16 protein-coding genes are annotated in these 16,760 nt (G+C 71.5%); 12 read left to right on the top strand and 4 right to left on the bottom strand.

What is annotated here, in order from left to right; translation table 11 throughout:
* Positions 1-55: 55 nt before the first annotated feature.
* Both ACIOHC_RS25440 and ACIOHC_RS25435 read left to right on the top strand, forming a co-directional pair.
* The gene (locus ACIOHC_RS25440; protein ID WP_351082489.1) at positions 56-658 is read left to right on the top strand and encodes a hypothetical protein; all 603 of its coding nucleotides are present in this window, start codon (positions 56-58) and stop codon (positions 656-658) included.
* An 82-nt stretch (positions 659-740) separates the two neighbouring features.
* Positions 741-2,042, top strand: a complete 1,302-nt coding sequence (locus ACIOHC_RS25435; RefSeq protein ID WP_365688400.1) for an MFS transporter — start codon at positions 741-743, stop codon at positions 2,040-2,042.
* Between the two features lie 63 nt (positions 2,043-2,105).
* On the opposite strand, the gene ACIOHC_RS25430 is transcribed toward ACIOHC_RS25435, so the two are convergent.
* Positions 2,106-2,336: a hypothetical protein gene (locus tag ACIOHC_RS25430; protein ID WP_351082491.1), complete on the bottom strand. Its 231-nt coding sequence runs from the start codon at positions 2,334-2,336 to the stop codon at positions 2,106-2,108.
* Between the two features lie 58 nt (positions 2,337-2,394).
* Between ACIOHC_RS25430 and map the strand changes: the two genes are divergently transcribed.
* Together map and ACIOHC_RS25420 are read left to right on the top strand one after the other, a co-directional pair.
* The gene (gene map / locus ACIOHC_RS25425; protein ID WP_351082493.1) at positions 2,395-3,252 is read left to right on the top strand and encodes a type I methionyl aminopeptidase; all 858 of its coding nucleotides are present in this window, start codon (positions 2,395-2,397) and stop codon (positions 3,250-3,252) included.
* A 265-nt stretch (positions 3,253-3,517) separates the two neighbouring features.
* On the top strand, positions 3,518-4,183 hold the full coding sequence (locus tag ACIOHC_RS25420) for a biliverdin-producing heme oxygenase (protein ID WP_365688398.1): 666 nt from the start codon (positions 3,518-3,520) through the stop codon (positions 4,181-4,183).
* 63 nt (positions 4,184-4,246) lie between these two features.
* Here the strand turns inward: ACIOHC_RS25420 and ACIOHC_RS25415 are convergent, their stop codons facing one another.
* The 3 genes from ACIOHC_RS25415 to ACIOHC_RS25405 form a co-directional block, all read right to left on the bottom strand.
* Positions 4,247-4,996 (bottom strand): PhzF family phenazine biosynthesis protein, encoded by a 750-nt coding sequence (locus ACIOHC_RS25415; RefSeq protein ID WP_351082498.1) that lies wholly within the window; start codon positions 4,994-4,996, stop codon positions 4,247-4,249.
* A gap of 94 nt (positions 4,997-5,090) precedes the next feature.
* On the bottom strand, positions 5,091-6,680 hold the full coding sequence (locus ACIOHC_RS25410; protein ID WP_401844132.1) for an HtaA domain-containing protein: 1,590 nt from the start codon (positions 6,678-6,680) through the stop codon (positions 5,091-5,093).
* Between the two features lie 47 nt (positions 6,681-6,727).
* The gene (locus tag ACIOHC_RS25405; protein ID WP_401844130.1) at positions 6,728-8,176 is read right to left on the bottom strand and encodes an HtaA domain-containing protein; all 1,449 of its coding nucleotides are present in this window, start codon (positions 8,174-8,176) and stop codon (positions 6,728-6,730) included.
* 134 nt (positions 8,177-8,310) lie between these two features.
* Between ACIOHC_RS25405 and ACIOHC_RS25400 the strand changes: the two genes are divergently transcribed.
* From ACIOHC_RS25400 to ACIOHC_RS25365, 8 genes are all read left to right on the top strand, one after another.
* Positions 8,311-9,393 carry an ABC transporter substrate-binding protein gene (locus tag ACIOHC_RS25400; RefSeq protein ID WP_351082537.1) on the top strand — a complete coding sequence of 361 codons (1,083 nt, stop codon included), beginning with the start codon at positions 8,311-8,313 and terminating at the stop codon, positions 9,391-9,393.
* Complete coding sequence (locus tag ACIOHC_RS25395; protein WP_389637331.1) at positions 9,390-10,493, top strand: FecCD family ABC transporter permease; 1,104 nt, start codon at positions 9,390-9,392, stop codon at positions 10,491-10,493. The genes ACIOHC_RS25400 and ACIOHC_RS25395 overlap by 4 nt, the downstream gene beginning before the upstream one ends.
* On the top strand, positions 10,490-11,329 hold the full coding sequence (locus ACIOHC_RS25390; RefSeq protein ID WP_401844128.1) for a heme ABC transporter ATP-binding protein: 840 nt from the start codon (positions 10,490-10,492) through the stop codon (positions 11,327-11,329). Before ACIOHC_RS25395 ends, ACIOHC_RS25390 begins: the two co-directional genes overlap by 4 nt.
* A gap of 189 nt (positions 11,330-11,518) precedes the next feature.
* Complete coding sequence (gene efeO / locus ACIOHC_RS25385; protein WP_351082507.1) at positions 11,519-12,655, top strand: iron uptake system protein EfeO; 1,137 nt, start codon at positions 11,519-11,521, stop codon at positions 12,653-12,655.
* Between the two features lie 19 nt (positions 12,656-12,674).
* Positions 12,675-13,952 carry an iron uptake transporter deferrochelatase/peroxidase subunit gene (efeB, locus tag ACIOHC_RS25380; RefSeq protein WP_351082509.1) on the top strand — a complete coding sequence of 426 codons (1,278 nt, stop codon included), beginning with the start codon at positions 12,675-12,677 and terminating at the stop codon, positions 13,950-13,952.
* A gap of 17 nt (positions 13,953-13,969) precedes the next feature.
* Entirely contained in the window at positions 13,970-14,806 is an 837-nt protein-coding gene (gene efeU / locus ACIOHC_RS25375) for an iron uptake transporter permease EfeU (RefSeq protein ID WP_351082511.1), read from the top strand.
* Positions 14,807-14,976: 170 nt separating this feature from the next.
* Positions 14,977-15,969, top strand: a complete 993-nt coding sequence (locus ACIOHC_RS25370) for a hypothetical protein (RefSeq protein ID WP_389637334.1) — start codon at positions 14,977-14,979, stop codon at positions 15,967-15,969.
* 154 nt (positions 15,970-16,123) lie between these two features.
* On the top strand, positions 16,124-16,760 hold a 637-nt coding region (locus ACIOHC_RS25365; RefSeq protein ID WP_401844124.1), incomplete at its 3' end, for an IS701 family transposase.

Below are 16,760 nucleotides of genomic sequence, written 5' to 3'. Positions count from 1 at the left end.
GTTCCGGCGTCGTTCACCGGCGGCGGGGCCGGGCCCTGGGGCAGGATGCCGGGCCATGGATGCCGTACGTGTCGCCCTGCTGCGCGAAGTGCTCGCCGGGACGGAGTGGCCCGCGGCGGCCCGGCGGTTCGCCGGGGCGCTCAGGTCCTCCGTCGTCCCGCACGGCGGCGGTCTGCTGCTGGTGGGCACGGCGGCGTACGAGCCGTGGCACCTGGCGGCCCATCTGGTCGACGAGTCCGCCTGGTCCGGGCTGCCGGAGCTGGCGCCCACCCTGGTGCGCCATCGGGTGGATCCGGGTGATCCGGCGCATCTGGCCGTCGGGCCGACCCGGATCGAGGCGGCCGGACGGGGCGAGACGCTGCTGCTGGTGGCCCCGGAGCGGCCCGGGGCCGGGCTGCTGGAGCGGGTGCACGACGCCCGTCGGGCCGGGGCGACGGTCCTCTCGCTGGACGGCGGCGACCCCGAGGTACGGGGGCTCGCCCACGAGGCGCTCGCGGTGACCGCCACCGACGATGTCGACCTGGACACCGTTCAGCACCTGGTGAGCGCGGCCGCCGGGGAGAACAGCGTCCCCGCGCCGCGTGGCCGCCGTCGCTTCCGGGACCGGCTGTCCCGGCTCGCCGACCAGCTGACCGCGCCACCACCGGCCCGGTGGTGAGGGCGGCACGATCCGCCGGGCCCCCGGGAGGCCGCGAAAAGCTGTTGCAGCGTGCACCCGCGGCGCCGGAGCATGGCCTCTCGTGACCTCAGCTCCCTCCCCGGCCACCCGACTGCGCGCCCTGCTGCCCGACCTCTCGCCACTGCGTTCCTCGGCCGACTTCCGGCTGCTGTGGATCCAGGGCCTGGTGACCTACTTCGGCAGCTTCATGGCGTTGATCGCGCTGCCGCTCCAGATCAAGGAGCTGACGGGTTCACCGCTGGCCGTCGGCGCGATGGGCGCGGTCGAGCTGGTGCCGCTGGTCGTCTTCGGCCTGTACGGAGGGGCGCTCGCGGACTCCGCGGACCGCCGCAAGGTGATCCTGGGCACCGAGGCGGGGCTGGGGCTGCTCGCCCTCGTACTCCTGGTGAACGCCGCGCTGCCCGACCCCCTGCTCTGGCCGCTCTATCTGGTCGCGGGCGGGGTCTCCGCGCTCGCCGGGCTCCAGCGGCCCGCACTGGACTCCCTGATGGCCCGGATCGTGCCGCACGACCAGCTGACCGCGGCCGCCGCGCTGAACTCGCTGCGCTGGCAGTTCGGCGCGATCACCGGCCCCGCGGTGGCCGGACTGGTGGTGGCCTACGCCGGACACGCCACGGCGTACACGGTCACGGTGGTCACGTTCGCCGTCTCCGTGCTGCTGTGCCTGCGGCTGGCACCCGCGCCGCCCTCCCCGGACAGCCGGAAGCCCTCGCTGCGCGGCATAGCGGAGGGGGCGAGGTACGCCTGGAGCCGGCCGGTGCTGCTGGGAACGTACGCGGTCGATCTGGCGGCGATGTTCTTCGCCTTCCCGAACACGATCTTCCCGTTCCTCGCCGACGAACTGGACGCCGAGTGGTCACTGGGCCTGATGTACGCGGCGGGGTCGGTCGGCTCCCTGGTCCTGGGCCTGACCAGCGGCTGGACGTCGCGGGTGCGGCGGCACGGGCTCTTCGTGGTGTTCGGGGCGGCGGCCTGGGGACTGGCGATCGCGGCGGCCGGGTGGTTCGGCGACGTATGGCTGGTGCTGCTCTGTCTGGCGGTGGCGGGCGCGGGCGACATGCTCAGCGGTCTCGGCCGCTCCACGATCTGGAACCAGACCATCCCCGAGGAGCTGCGGGGCCGACTGGCGGGCATCGAGGTGCTCTCGTACAGCGTCGGCCCGCAACTGGGCCAGGTGCGAGCCGGTGCGATGGCGGGGTGGACGGGGACCCGCTCCGCGATCTGGAGCGGGGGCGTGGCGTGCGTCGCCTCGGTCGCGCTGCTGACCGCGGCGCTGCCGAAGCTGCTGACGTACGACTCCGAGACGGACGAGGACGCGGCGCGCAGGCGCGCGGCCAGGGAGTCGAGCCCGTCCGGCGTGTGAGGAACGGGCACCGGGGGCGTGCCCCCGGTGCCCGCGCCCCGGCGTCCCGGTCCCGGCACCCGGTCAGGCCTCCGAATCAGGCGGTGTGCCCCGGTCGTGCCACTTGGGGTCCGTCTCCCACTCCAGATTCCGCTCCTGCGCCGTCTCCATCGCGTGGCGCGCCTCCTCGGGGGAGGCATACGGCCCGAAACGATCCTTGGCCGGGCACTCGGGGCCTTCCTCGACCTTCCGATGCTGCAGGCAGTAGTACCACTCGCCCGGCTTGCCGGCCGTGCGCTTCTTGAACAGGGCCATCATCGGCTCCTTCCCTCGGGGCCATGCTGCCCCAAGCGCGCTGGTTAGACTCGCTGACATGTCTGGCCAGTCGCTGCTCGTACCCGGGGAGATCACTCCCATCCGTTCCGTACCCGGAAACATCCGGCGCCCCGAATACGTGGGCAAGCCGGGCCCCACCCCGTACACCGGTCCGGAGCTCCAGGACGCCGACACCGTCGAGCGCATGCGCATCGCGGGGCGGATCGCCGCGCAGGCGATGGCGGAGGCCGCGAAGCACATCGCCCCGGGCGTCACGACGGACGAACTCGACCGGGTCGCCCATGAGTTCATGTGCGACCACGGCGCCTACCCGTCGACGCTCGGCTACCGGGGATTCCCCAAGTCGCTCTGCACCTCGCTCAACGAGGTGATCTGCCACGGCATCCCGGACTCCACGGTGCTGCGCGACGGCGACATCGTGAACCTCGACGTCACCGCCTACATCAACGGGGTGCACGGCGACAACAACGCCACGTACCTCTGCGGCGACGTGGACGAGGAGTCCCGGCTGCTCGTGGAGCGCACCGAGGAGTCGCTGAACCGGGCCATCAAGGCGGTCCGGCCGGGGCGGCAGGTCAATGTGATCGGGCGGGTCATCGAGTCTTACGCGAAGCGCTTCGGGTACGGGGTGGTACGGGACTTCACCGGGCACGGGATCAATTCCTCGTTCCACTCCGGTCTGATCATTCCGCACTACGACAGCCCGCACGCGACCACCGTGATGCAGCCGGGCATGACGTTCACCATCGAGCCGATGCTGACGCTGGGCAGCCATGACTACGACATGTGGGACGACGGCTGGACCGTGGTGACGAAGGACCGCAGGCGTACGGCCCAGTTCGAGCACACGCTGGTGGTCACGGAGACGGGCGCCGAGATCCTGACGCTCCCGTAACCACGCGGACAGTTCCTTCCCCGAGCGGCCGCCCCCGGGCGGCCGCTTTCGCATGTTCCCGCTGCTCCCGCTGTCCGCGCGGACTCCCGCGCGGAGGCGGAACCAGGCGTATCGTTTTTACCGACAGGCTGTCGGGAAGCTGTTGACTTAGGTAAGCCTAAGTAGGAAGATCGGGGATGTCGACAGCCACCGCCGTACGCGGTCGCCGCCGATATTTCTGTCTCTTTCCGGACTTCCCGTCCCCCTCGGCCCCCGGAGGCCCGCCTTGGACGCAACCGCCGCTCCCACGCCCTTCTCGACGCTCATCCGCACCGCCTCGCACGAGCAGCACACCGAGGCGGAGACCTCGACCTTCATGAGCGACCTGCTCGGCGGGCGGCTCGGAGTGGACGCGTACACGCGCTACACCGAGCAGCTGTGGTTCGTGTACCGGGCACTGGAGGAAGGGGCCCAGGCGTTGCGGAGCGACCCGGTCGCCGGTCCGTTCATACGGCCCGAGCTGATGCGCACCGCCGAACTGGAGCGCGATCTGGCCCATCTGCGGGGTGCCGGCTGGCGCGGGGGGCTGGAGCCGCTGCCCGCCACGGCCGCCTACGCCGCCCGGGTCGCCGAGTGCGCCCGCACCTGGCCCGCCGGTTACGTCGCGCACCACTACACCCGGTATCTCGGCGACCTCTCGGGCGGCCAGATCATCCGTGACAAGGCGGAGAGGACCTGGGGCTTCGCGCGCAAGGGTGACGGGGTCCGGTTCTATGTCTTCGAGGAGATCTCCAACCCCGCCTCGTTCAAGCGGGGTTACCGCGAGCTGCTGGACGCGGTGAACGCGGACGACCTGGAGAAGCAGCGCGTCGTCGACGAGTGCAAGCGCGCGTTCGCGCTGAACACGGCGGTGTTCCGGGAGCTGGGCGAGGTGTTCCCGCTCAGCGCGTAACGGCCTGGCGGCGGGGCCGACCGGGGTCCGCCCGCCGGCCCCGCCGGCCGCGCCGCTCCGTCCTCAGACGCCGGAAGGGCTCGGACTCCCGCCGAACGGGATCGATCGAGCGGCCGGCATGACGCGCCCCCCGATCTCCACCGTGCCGTCCGGCGCGGGTGCGGTGAGGATCTGGGAGCCGCGTCCCTGTGTGATGTTGAGGGCGCGCCCCAGCTCCGCGCTGAGCAGCAGGGCCGCCGCGCCCGTCGCCTCGTCCTCCACCATGCCCGTGGTGCGGGCCCCGGCTCCGTCGGCGCCGCACCCGTCGACACGCCTCGGGAACGCCCGCGCCCGCACCCGCCCCGCCGCCTCGTCCTCCCAGGCCCATACGTACAGCCAGCCCTCGCCCGGCGGCGGCCCGGTCAGCGCCTCGACCTCGGCGACGGACGCGTACCGCTCCAGCGTGCGCGGCGGCGCCCACTCGGGGCGGGCCGTGATCCAGGTGAACTCCCCGTCCTGGCGGGCGAAGACGTCCCCGACCGGCAGTTCCAGGATCCCCAGATCGAGCAGCCAGGCGGTGCCGACGAGCGGATGCCCGGCGAACGGGAGACGGAGTCCCGGGGTGTGGATGTCGACGTGTCCGCGCTCGGGGTCGTCGACGAACACGGTCTCGCTGAAGCCGAGCCGCACGGTCAGGGCCTGCCGGGACGCCTCGTCGGGGTACCTGCGCCCGTCGCGCACCACCCCGAGGGGATTGCCGTGCCGGCCGTCGGGGCCGCAGAACACCCGCAGTACGTCGATGCCCGCGGGTACGTCGAAGTCGCTGTCGCTCACCCGGGCATTGAAGCATCGCCCGAGCGCCGGCCGTACAACTGGGCCGTCACCCGGGCGATGTCGTCGCACGGCGGAGTCCCGCGGAGCGTACGGATCAGACGGTACGGCGACGGCGGGCGGCGAACACCGCTCCGGCTCCGGCCGCCACGACGACGGCCGAGGCGGCGAACAGGGCGCCGGCCGGGAGGTCGGAGCCGGTGGAGGCGAGGGAACCCGAACCACCGACCGAACCACCGACCGAGCCGCCGCCCACGCTGCCGCCGCCGGCGGTCGTGGAGCCTTCCGCCAGGCCGGTGGAGCCCGTACCACCCGCACCACCGGGGAGTGCGGCGTCCTCGTCGAGGGCGACCGCGACGGTCAGCGCGTCGAGCTGCTCGCCCGCCGGGTACATGCCCCCGAAGGCCTTGGTGCCGTCGGCGCTGAGGGTCGCCGGCACCGCCGAGAGGGTCACCACGCCGTCCTTCGCGGCGAGTTCGCCCTTGGGCAGCTGCAGGTCGGCGATCGCGAGACCGGTGTAGGTGGAGACCTTCTTCGTCTCGCGGTCCTTGGTGGTGACGTCCGCGATCAGCGTGCCCTTCGTCCCGTTCACCTGGATCTCCAGGCCGGTCAGGGAGAGGTCAAGGGTGTACGCGCCGTTCTCCTCGTGCCCCAGGAAGCGGACCTTGCCGTCGAACCCGGCGTTCAGGGTCTGCTTCGCCGCGTCGAAGTGGCCGGTGGCGTCGGGGAACCGGTAGCCGTCCCCGGACGCGGTGGCACCGCCCGTCGTCTCGATCCTGCCGTGGGCGACGGGGCCCGTGAGGTAAGCGCGGAAGGACTTCTTCACGCCCCAGTCCAGGGTGCCGTCGACGATCGCGCCCGGGTCGGCGGCGGCCGGCTCGTCGGTGGCCGGGGCGGAGGGGGACGGGGACGCGGGCGAAGTGGGCTTCCCGGTCGGCCCGGTGGTCGGCTCCGTGGTCGGCTCCGTGGTGGGCTTCCCGGTGGGTTCGGTCGTCGGCTTCCCGCTCGGCTCGGTGGTCGGCTCCTCCGTGGGCTTCCCGGTCGGGGCCGTGACCGCCTTCACCGAGAGTGTGGCCGGGTCGAGCTCGTCGCCCTCCTTGTACTGGCCGTTGAACGCCTCGGAGCCCGCCTTCGTCAGTGTCGCCGGGATGTCCTTGAAGACCATCGCACCGCCCGCACCCTGGCCCGGCTTCACCGCCGAGAGGTCGAGAGCGGCGAACGCCACGTCGTCGCGGGTGCCCTCCGGGGTCGTGACGTCGACGGTGATCGTGCCGCCGGTACGGGTCGTGGCGAGCTTCACGTCGGAGAGCGTGATGTCGAGAACGCCCCCGTGGGCATAGAAGTTGACGCCGCCCCCGAAGGCGGTGTCGGTGCCGTGCGTGGCCGTGTCATAGGTGCCCTTGCCGTCGGCGAAGGTGAACACGCCGTTGTCGGGAGCCTGGGTGGCGCCGTCCTTGACGGTGATTCTCCCGCCGGAGAACGACGAGGCGAGGTACTTGCGGAAGGACTCCTTGACGCCCCATTCCAGCGTGCCGTCCTTCAGCTCCAGCTTCGGCGCGGTGGCGGTCGCCCCGTCGGAGGCGGTGCTGTCGGAGGCGAACGCCGGGAGGGCGAACGCGGTCGCGCCGAGGGCGGCTGCCGTGGCGACGGCGGCGGCGAGAGCTGTGGGACGGCGGGTGGCTGCCATGGTCGGTGGTCTCCTCAGGGGATGGAAAGCGGGGGTGGGACGGGGGTCTAGTTGTCGTTCTGCCGGGCGTTGTCGTTCCGCCGGGCGTTGTTGTTCCGCCGGGTGCTTCTGCGGCGGGCGAGGTACAGCGCGCCCGCCGCGGCGGCGAGTACGCCCGCACCGCCGACGCCGAGGTACAGCCCGGACCGGGGACCGGAACCGGGGTCGGCGTCGGATGCCGACGCGGCGGTGGTCGCGCTCTTCTCCGCCGGCGGGCCGGACGGGTCGGGTGTGCTGCCCAGGTCGGGCAGGGCGGGGAGTTCGGCCCCGGTGTCCACGGCCACGGCCAGCGAGACCGGGTCCATCGCGGTGCCGGCCCGGTAGAGCGAGCCGAACGCCTTCGCACCGTCGGCGGTGAGGGTCGCGGGGGCCTCGGTGAGAACGGCGAGCCCGTTCTCCGGCGTGAAGTCCTTCGCGGTGAAGGTGACGAGCGGGACGGCCTTGCGCCGGTCGCCGCCGCTCGTGACGTCGGCCGAGAGCGTGCCCTTGCCCGCCTTCACCCGGACCGCGACCGCGGAGAGTTCCAGATCGAGCCCATCGGCGCCCGTGAAGCGGACGCTGCCCGCGAAGCCTGCGTCCAGGGTCCGCCCCGCAGGGTCGTACGTGCCCTTGCCGCGGGGGAAGCGGAAGAGCGCTCCGCCGTCCTCGGCGCCCTCGGCGAGGGTCCACTTCCCCTTGCCGATGGAACCCGTGACGTATTCGCGGAAGGTCCGGCGCACGCCCCAGTCGACGGCGGCGTCCTCGAAGCGTCCCGCCGTCTTCCGCGCCTTCTCCGTCCGCTTCGAATCCTTCGGCCTCTCGGGGGACTTGGACGCGGACGGCTGCCCGGCGGGGGCGGAGGTGTCCACGGAGAGGCTGATCGGGTCGAGCGGCGTGCCGGCCGTGTAGTAGCCGGCGAACGCCTTCGCGCCCTGCGAAGTCAGTGTCGCCGGGATGTTGTTGAGGGCGATGGGGGTGGAACCGCCCTTCATGTCGATCCCGGACAGGCCGAGCCTCGCCAGCGGCACCTGGGCGGCCGAGGTGACGCGACCGCTCCCCCGGTCCTTGCCGACCATGTCCGCGTGGACGGTGCCGATCCCGCCCGTGATGCGAACCGTGGGGCGGCTGATGGTGAGGTCCAGCTCGTAGCCGCCGACGGCCTTCTTGTGGCCGAGGAACCGCACCCCGCCCGCGAAGCCGGAGCTGAAGGCACCGGTCGCCGGGTCGTAGGAACCGGTGGCGGAATGGAAGCGGAACTGGCTGCCGCCGACCGTGGCGGCACCACCGGTCAGGCTCCAACTGCCCTTCGCGACGGGGCCGGTGACGTAGCTCTGGAAGGAGGACTTGATGCCCCAGTCCAGCCTGCCGCCCTGCACCGTGCGACTCGCCGCTTGCGCGGCGGTGGCCGGGAGCAGCGCTCCGAGCAACACCGCGAGAAGCGCGACAGCGAGCGCGCGGGCAGATCTGGACGACAGCATGAGGACCCCTCCGAGGTCTGGAAAGTGAGGTAAGGCTAACCTAAGTCACACGAGTCTTCCGGGGGCCCCTTCCACCGCATGGCTCGCGAACCATTCCCAACCGCTCACCGCAGAAGGACAGGACGGTGCCCCCAGTGCGCTTCTCGCAGGACTTCGCCCCGCCGGTCCGGGGCGCCCGGCGACCACGGCGCGGGCCGGTCAGGACCCGTGGACCACTGGCCGCGCTGGCGGCCGTCGTCACCCTCGCCCTCGTCCTGACCGGCTGTGGCAGCAGTTCGGACACGGGGGCTCCCGTCGCCCGTTCCGGCAACGCCGGGGCCGATCTCGTCGAGCCCCTGACCACCGCGCCGGAGCCCCGGCTGCCGGTCACGGTGGAATCGGCGGACGGCACCGAGGTCACCGTCGCCTCGACCGACCGCATCGTTCCGCTGACCGGTGGCCTGAGCGAGATCGTCTTCACACTCGGTCTCGGCGAGCGGGTCGTGGCCCGTGACATCACCGCCACCTTCGAACAGGCCGCGGAACTCCCGGTGGTGACCCGCGCCCATGACGTCTCGGCGGAGAGCGTGCTCTCGCTGAAGCCGACGGTCGTCCTGGCGGAGACCACGACCGGCCCCGCGGAGGCCATCGACCAGATCCGCGACGCGGGCATCCCGCTCGTCGTCGTCGCACCGGCCAGGGAACTCGACGACGTCGGCCGCCGGATCGACGCCGTGGCGGCGGCCCTCGGCGTGCCGGACTCGGGCGCCGAACTCGACACGCGCACCCGGTCCCGCATCGAGGCCGTACAGAAGTCCGTGCCCGCCCCGGCCGACGGGCGCGAGAAGCCCCGGGTCGCCTTCCTCTATCTGCGCGGTTCGGCCTCCGTCCATCTGCTGGGCGGCCGGGATTCCGGCGCGAGTTCGCTCATCGAGGCGGCGGGGGCCGTCGACGCGGGCAAGGCGTCCGGGCTGAAGAAGGACTTCACCGCCATCACCAGCGAGGCCCTGGCCAAGGCCGCGCCCGACGCCATCCTGGTGATGACCAAGGGACTCGACTCGGTGGGCGGCGTCGACGGCCTGGTGAAGATCCCGGGCGTCGCCGAGACCCCGGCCGGAATGGACCGGCGGATCATCTCCATCGACGACGGCGTGCTGCTGAACTACGGGCCGCGCACGGACCGGGTGCTGAGCGAACTGGTCGCCCGGCTCCACCCGAAGGACGGGGCGGGCCGGTGACCACCTCGTACGACGAACGCACCCGGCCGGCCACCACCACCGCGACCCCGGAGCCCCGGACGCCCGGACCCCGGCGCTCCACCGGCCTCGCGCTGGCCGGGGGGCTGCTCGCCGCCCTCGTGGTGTGCTGCCTGCTCTCCGCCGGACTCGGCGCGTACAGCATCCCGCTCGGCGACGTCCTCGCCTCCGTCCAGCACCGGCTCGGCCTCGGCGGCGCCGCGCTCGACCGGGTCGGGGAGAGCGTGCTGTGGAACGTACGGCTGCCGAGGGTCGTCCTCGCACTGCTCGTCGGGGCGTCGCTGGGCTGCGCGGGCGCCCTGATGCAGGGCGTGTTCGGCAATCCGCTCGCCGAGCCCGGGGTGATCGGGATCTCCTCCGGCGCGGCGGTCGGTGCCGTCGCCTCGATCGCGCTCGGGCTGAACTTCCTCGGCAACTGGACCATCACGGTCTGCGCGTTCGCCGCCGGGCTCGCGACCGTACTGCTGGTGTACACGCTGTCCCGGTCGGGCGGCCGGACGGAGGTCGTGACGCTAATCCTCACCGGAATCGCGGTCAACGCCTTCGCGGGGGCGCTGATCGGGCTGTTCGTCTTCTTCGCCGACAACGCGCAGATCTCCCAGATCACCTTCTGGCAGCTGGGCTCGCTGGCGCAGGCGACCTGGCCCAAGGTGCTCGCCGTGCTGCCGTGCGCGGCGCTCGGGCTGCTCGTGGCGCCGCTCCACTCCCGGAGGCTGGACCTCCTCGCGCTCGGCGAGCGGCCCGCCCGGCATCTGGGGGTCGATGTCGAGCGGCTGCGGATCGTGCTCGTCCTCGTGGTGGCGCTGCTGACCGCCGCCGCGGTGGCGGTCGCCGGGATCATCTCGTTCGTGGGGCTGCTGGTTCCTCATCTGCTGCGGATGGCCAACGGTCCCGGGCACCGCTTCCTGGTCCCCGGCAGCGCGCTCGGCGGCGCCCTGGTGCTGGTGGCGGGTGATCTCGCGGCCCGCACCGTCGCCGCTCCCGCCGAGCTGCCACTCGGCGTGCTGACCGCGCTCTTCGGCAGCCCGTTCTTCTTCTGGCTGCTGCGCAGGACCCGTCGTGGGCAAGGTGGTTGGGCATGAGGTCACCGAGGAATCCGTTCCGGGTACGGGGCCGACGGCTGCCCGCTCCCGTCCCGCCCGGCTCCCCCGTCGCCGAGGCGCGCGGGCTACGGGTGCGGCTGGGCCGGCGGCCGGTGCTGGACTCCGTCGAACTGACGGCGTACGCGGGCGAGGTGTTGGCACTCGTCGGACCCAACGGGGCGGGGAAGTCGACCCTGTTGGCGGCACTGGCCGCCGATCTTCCCGCCGAGAGCGGCGTGGTGCGGATCGACAGGCGTCCGGCCACCGACTGGTCCGCCGCCGAACTCGCCCTGCGCCGGGCCGTGCTGCCGCAGTCCGCCGCGCTGTCGTTCCCGTTCCCGGTGGCGGACGTCGTACGGATGGGGCGGGCACCGTGGGCCGGGACGGAGCGGGCGGACGAGGACGATCCGGCCGTCGCCGCGGCGATGGCCGCCACCGAGGTGGCCGAGTTCGCCGGACGGCCCTTCTCCGCGCTGTCCGGTGGCGAGCGGGCCCGGGTCGCGCTGGCCAGGGTGCTGGCACAGCGCGCCCCGCTGCTGCTGCTCGACGAGCCGACCGCCGCGCTCGACCTGCGCCACCAGGAGTTGGTGCTGCGACTCTGCCGGGAGCGGGCCGCCGCCGGGGACGCGGTCGTCGTCGTGCTGCACGATCTGGGGCTGGCCGCGGCGTACGCGAACCGGGCCGCCGTGCTGCGCGACGGGCGGATCGCGGTGGCGGGCCCGCCCGTCGAGGTGTTCACGGGCGAGCTGCTCGGCGAGGTCTACCGGCAGCCGGTCGAGGTCTTCCCGCATCCGCGCACCGGGGCGCCCCTCGTCGTACCGACACGAGAGGCTTGACCATTGCTTGACCTTCTCATGAGCCTTCCATGGGGTGATTGTGATCTCTCCGTTCCCGCGCCGCCGGGATGAGAGCTGAATCACTGCGCAGGTGGGGACGGGTCAGGTAAGCCTCCGTTAAGTTAGGTCCGCCTCACCTGTCTTTGTCCGACCTTCTCCCTCTTCTCCTTCATCCTCTGTGGAGCCCGTATGCGAGCCGTTCGTTTCTCCGTCGTCACCGCTGCCGCGACGGTGGCAGCCCTGACCGCCGTCACGGGCTGCGCGCAGAAGAGCGACGGAAAGGGAGACAACGCCCTGCAGGTCGTCGCGAAGGACGACGCCTGCGAGCTCTCGAAGAAGAAGCTCCCGGCCGGTCACGTCGAACTGGCCGTACAGAACAAGGGCTCGAAGGTCACCGAGGTCTACGTCCTCTTCCCGGACGACCGCATCGCCGCGGAGCGCGAGAACATCGGCCCCGGCACCAAGGCCACCATCACCGCCGAGCTGAAGGCCGGCTCGTACAACGTCGTCTGCAAGCCCGGCATGAAGGGCGAGGGCATCCGGCAGCAGATCGAGGTCGCCGGCGGCACCGTCGCCAAGCGCAGCCCCGAGATGGACAAGGCCGTCGCGGAGTACCGCACCTACGTGCAGGCGCAGGCCGACGAGACGCTGCCCAAGGCCAAGAAGTTCACGGACGCCGTGGCCGCCGGTGACATCGAGGCCGCCAAGAAGATCTACGCCGACTCCCGGCTCGGCTGGGAGCGCACCGAGCCGGTCGCCGAGTCCTTCGGTGACATCGACCCGAAGGTCGACCTCCGCGAGGACGGTCTGGAGGACGGCCAGAAGTGGACCGGCTGGCACCGTCTGGAGAAGGCGCTGTGGCAGGAGAAGAAGCTGGGCGCCGAGGAGAAGGCCCTGGCGCCGGTGCTCTACAAGGATCTGCTCGACTGGCAGAAGCGGGTCGGCACGGCGGAGATCACCCCGACCTCGATGGCCAACGGCGCCAAGGAGCTCCTCGACGAGGTCGCCACCGGCAAGGTCACCGGTGAGGAGGAGCGCTACAGCCACACCGACCTGATCGACTTCAAGGGCAATGTCGAGGGCGCGGAGAAGTCCTACGAGCTGCTGAAGCCGATCGCCTCGAAGAACGACCCGGCGCTGACGGCGACCCTGGACAAGCAGTTCGCGGCGTTGAACACGCTGCTGGACAAGTACCGCAAGGACAAGAGCTCCTACGAGTTCACCTCGTACGAGAAGGTCGGCAAGGCCGACCGCAAGGAACTGTCGGACGCGGTCAACGCGCTGGCCGAACCGCTGTCGCGGCTCGCCGCCGCGGTGACGAAGTAACGGGCCGGGAGGGACCGGGATGTCCGAGGAGACGCAGAACACCGTCGTGGACGACGCCGGGACCGGTGGCCGTGCCCCGTCCCGTCGGGCACTGCTGGGGTGGGGAGGCGCCGGACTGGCGCTGGGCGCGGCCGTGGCGGGTGGCGCGGTCGCCGCGGTGCGGCCGGGGAGCGACGCGGTGCCGACCGCGGACAGCGGTGCGGCCGTTCCGTTCCACGGTGCGCACCAGGCCGGTATCGCCACCGCCGTGCAGGACAGGCTGCACTTCGCCGCGTTCGACGTGACGACGAAGGACCGCGCCGAGCTGATCTCGCTGCTCAAGGAGTGGACCCGGGCGGCCGAGCGGATGACGGCCGGTCACGCGGTCGGCGACGGTGCCTACGGTGGTCTCGCCGAGGCCCCGCCGGACGACACGGGCGAGGCGCTGGGGCTCAAGCCGTCGCGGCTCACGCTCACCATCGGCTTCGGCCCCTCGCTCTTCGCCAAGGGCCGCTTCGGGCTGGAGGACAGGCGTCCCGAGGCGCTCGTCGATCTGCCGAAGTTCCCCGGAGACAACCTCGACGCGGCCCGCAGCGGCGGCGACCTCTGCATCCAGGCCTGCGCGGACGACCCGCAGGTCGCGGTGCACGCCATCCGCAACCTGGCCAGGATCGGCATGGGCCGCACCGCGATCCGCTGGTCCCAGCTGGGCTTCGGCAAGACCTCCTCGACGACGCCCGGCGCCCAGACCCCGCGCAACATGTTCGGCTTCAAGGACGGCACCCGGAACATCTCCGGCACCGACACCGCCGCTCTGGACAAGCACGTGTGGGTGGGCGAGAAGGAGGACGCGGGCTGGATGACCGGCGGTTCGTACCTGGTGGCCCGGCGCATCCGGATGCACATCGAGACCTGGGACCGCACATCGCTCCAGGAGCAGGAGGACGTCTTCGGCCGCGACAAGGGCGAGGGAGCCGCGGTCGGCAGGTCCAAGGAGCACGACGAGCCGTTCCTGAAGGCGATGCTGCCGACCGCGCACGTGCGGCTCGCGCACCCGGACAGCAACGACGGTGCGACGATCCTGCGCCGCGGGTACTCCTTCACCGACGGCACGGACGGCCTCGGACGGCTCGATGCCGGGCTGTTCTTCATCGCCTACCAGCGCGATTCCCGCAAGGCGTTCATTCCGCTGCAGCGGCGCCTCGCGGCGAACGACGCACTCAACGAGTACATCCAGCACGTGGGTTCGGCGCACTTCGCCGTCCCGCCGGGCGTCCGCGACAAGGACGACTGGTGGGGCCGGGCGCTGTTCTCGTAGAGAAGGAGAACCGAGACGTGTTCAGCAATTTCCTGATCGGCCTGCGCGAGGGCCTTGAGGCCAGCCTGGTCGTCTGCATCCTCATCGCCTATCTGGTGAAGACCGGCAACAAGAGCAAACTGGTGCCGATCTGGATCGGTGTCGGTATCGCGATCGTCGTCAGCCTGGCGTTCGGCGCCGGTCTCGAATTCGGTTCGCAGGAGATGACGTTCAAGGCCCAGGAGGCGCTCGGCGGTTCGCTGTCGATCGTCTCGGTCGGTCTGGTCACCTGGATGGTCTTCTGGATGCGGCGCACCGCGCGGCATCTGAAGACGGAACTGCACGGCAAGCTCGACGCGGCGCTCGCGATGGGTACCGGCGCGCTGGTCGCCACGGCGCTCCTCGCGGTGGGCCGGGAGGGCCTGGAGACCTCGCTGTTCGTGTGGCGTGCGGTGCACGCGGCGGACGACGGCTGGCACCCGATGATCGGCGCGTTCCTCGGTATCGCGGCCGCCGTCGTGCTGGGCTGGCTGTTCTACCGCGGCGCGCTGAAGATCAACCTGTCGAAGTTCTTCACCTGGACCGGCGGCATGCTGGTGATCGTCGCCGCGGGCGTGCTCGCGTACGGCGTCCACGACCTGCAGGAAGCCGAGTTCCTGGGCGGTATCCACAACCAGGCGTTCGACATCAGCGCCACGATTCCGCCGGACAGCTGGTACGGCACGCTGCTGAAGGGCACGTTCAACTTCCAGCCGGACCCGACCGTTCTTCAGATCACGGTGTGGGCGCTGTATCTGATCCCCACTCTCGCGCTGTTCCTCGCCCCGGTAGGGTTCGGACGGTCAGAGGGCCGGGCAGTGGGCAGCGCGGGTTAAGGAGCGGGGCCGGGGTGCGTGCATCGCAAGGCGGAGGATCGAGTCGACGCGGAGCGTCGGTGATTGACGACAACGCCACGAGGTGTGAGCCCCGGCCCCGCGACGCCGCGAAGTCCGCTGCCCGGCCATCTCCGTGGGGGCGACGGATCAGAAGGCGCGGAAAGCAACGGATGAGAAGCCCGAGGCCGATTCGGCCTGCGACGGTGCTCGCGACGGTGACGATGCTGTCCTTGACGGCGAGCGGGTGCGTGACGGTGCACGGCGAGCTGGAAGTGGTGCCGACGGCAACCAGGTCCGAGGCCGCCCGGGCACTGAAGGATTTCACCTCCGCGTACAACGCGGCGGACAAGGCTTACGACCCGGCTCTGGACGCGGACCGGGTCACGGGCCCGCTCGGCGCGATCAACCAGGCCGGGCTGCGGGCGCGGCAGAAGAACAATCCGAACGGCAACGCGAACCACAAGCCGTTGGAGCTGACCGACGCCAGATATCTCATCCCGAAGAAGGCCGGCTGGCCGCGCTGGTTCCTCGCGGACACCGACTCCAACCGCGACGAGGACACCGGGAAGCTGGACACCCGCTGGCTGCTCGTCTTCGTCAAGTCCGGGCCCGGCGCGGGCTGGAAGACCTCGTATCTGTCGGTCGTCCCGTCGTCCCAGGTACCCCGCTTCTCGAAGGACGACGACGGCCGGGCCGAACCGGTGGCCCCGGACGGTTCCGAACTGGCCCTGGCACCGGAGGATTTGAGCACCCGGTACACGGAGTACCTGCAGAAGGGCACCCCGGACGTCTTCGCCCCCGGCGCCGCCACTTCGGGCTGGCGGGAGGCGCGCCGCACCACCCGGCGGGCCGGCTTCTCGTACCAGTACATCGATCAGCCGCTGGACAGCGGCACGTTCGCCCCGCTCGGCCTGAGGACGGACGACGGCGGGGCGCTGGTCTTCTTCAGCAGCAAGCACTTCGAACGGCAGACCGCGGCGAAGGGGCTGCGCCCGCCGCTCAACGCGGATGTGGAGGCGCTGCTGACCGGTGAGGTGCGGTCCACCCTCACCAAGGAGCGGGTCTCCAGTCAGCTGGTGTACGTCCCGAAGAAGGGCGCGAAGGACGGCAAGGTGGTCATGCTGAACCGGCTGCCGGGCCTGACGGCGGCGAAGGGTTCCTGAGCAGGGGCGATATCGAACCCGTCGCCCAGGATCCGCCCTGGCCGGTCCGGCGGACCGGCCGGGCCGAGCACTAGTAGTGCTTGGTCATGTGCGGTCTGCGATGGCGTGTCTTCTTGATGGGTCGTGTCGTTGACAGGACGTGCTGAGTGGGGAGTTGGCTGCGGTCCGGTGTGATCTGGAGGACTTCGCGGCGGAGATGTTCGAGCCGTTCGCGCGAGCGGATCAGCGTCGGTGGGGTGGGGTCTATCTGCGGGGCCTGCTGCTGGACGGCGGGCGCAAGTCGGTGGAACCGATGGCCGCCCGCCTGGGCGAAGACGGGAACCGGCAGGCGCTGGCCCACTTCATCACCTCCAGCCCGTGGGATGCGGCGCATGTGCGGGCCCGTCTGGCCTGGCGTATGCAGCCGGTCGTCAAGCCCACCGCGTTGATCATCGATGACACCGGGTTCCTCAAGGACGGGGATGCGTCGGCGTGTGTGACCCGGCAGTACACCGGCACTGCGGGCAAGGTCACCAACTGCCAGGCCGGGGTGTCGCTGCACCTGGCTTCCAACGGCGCCTCGGCGGCGGTGAACTGGCGTCTGTTCCTGCCCGGGAGCTGGGATCCCGCCTCGCCGAAGGCCGATCAGGCCAAAGTGGCCCGCCGTGGCAAGTGCGCCATCCCTGCCCAGGTGGGCCATGTCGAGAAGTGGCAGCTGGCCCTCGACATGATCGACGAGAGGCGGTCCTGGGGCATCGAGGTGCCCCAGGTCATCGCCGACGGCGGCTATGGTGACACCGCCGCCTTCCGGC

Origin of the sequence: Streptomyces sp. NPDC088252, from assembly GCF_044740965.1 — a bacterium.
Lineage (GTDB): Bacteria > Actinomycetota > Actinomycetes > Streptomycetales > Streptomycetaceae > Streptomyces.
The sequence above is the reverse complement of the archived record's forward strand: the minus strand, read 5'-3'. Positions and strand labels throughout refer to the sequence as shown.

Coding starts and splice junctions, on each gene's coding strand:
- ACIOHC_RS25440 (WP_351082489.1), top strand. CDS start 56: ATGGATGCCGTACGTGTCGCCCTGCTGCGCGAAGTGCTCGCCGGGACG.
- ACIOHC_RS25430 (WP_351082491.1), bottom strand. CDS start 2,336: ATGGCCCTGTTCAAGAAGCGCACGGCCGGCAAGCCGGGCGAGTGGTAC.
- map (WP_351082493.1), top strand. CDS start 2,395: ATGTCTGGCCAGTCGCTGCTCGTACCCGGGGAGATCACTCCCATCCGT.
- ACIOHC_RS25410 (WP_401844132.1), bottom strand. CDS start 6,680: ATGGCAGCCACCCGCCGTCCCACAGCTCTCGCCGCCGCCGTCGCCACG.
- ACIOHC_RS25405 (WP_401844130.1), bottom strand. CDS start 8,176: ATGCTGTCGTCCAGATCTGCCCGCGCGCTCGCTGTCGCGCTTCTCGCG.
- ACIOHC_RS25390 (WP_401844128.1), top strand. CDS start 10,490: ATGAGGTCACCGAGGAATCCGTTCCGGGTACGGGGCCGACGGCTGCCC.
- efeO (WP_351082507.1), top strand. CDS start 11,519: ATGCGAGCCGTTCGTTTCTCCGTCGTCACCGCTGCCGCGACGGTGGCA.
- efeB (WP_351082509.1), top strand. CDS start 12,675: ATGTCCGAGGAGACGCAGAACACCGTCGTGGACGACGCCGGGACCGGT.
- ACIOHC_RS25370 (WP_389637334.1), top strand. CDS start 14,977: ATGAGAAGCCCGAGGCCGATTCGGCCTGCGACGGTGCTCGCGACGGTG.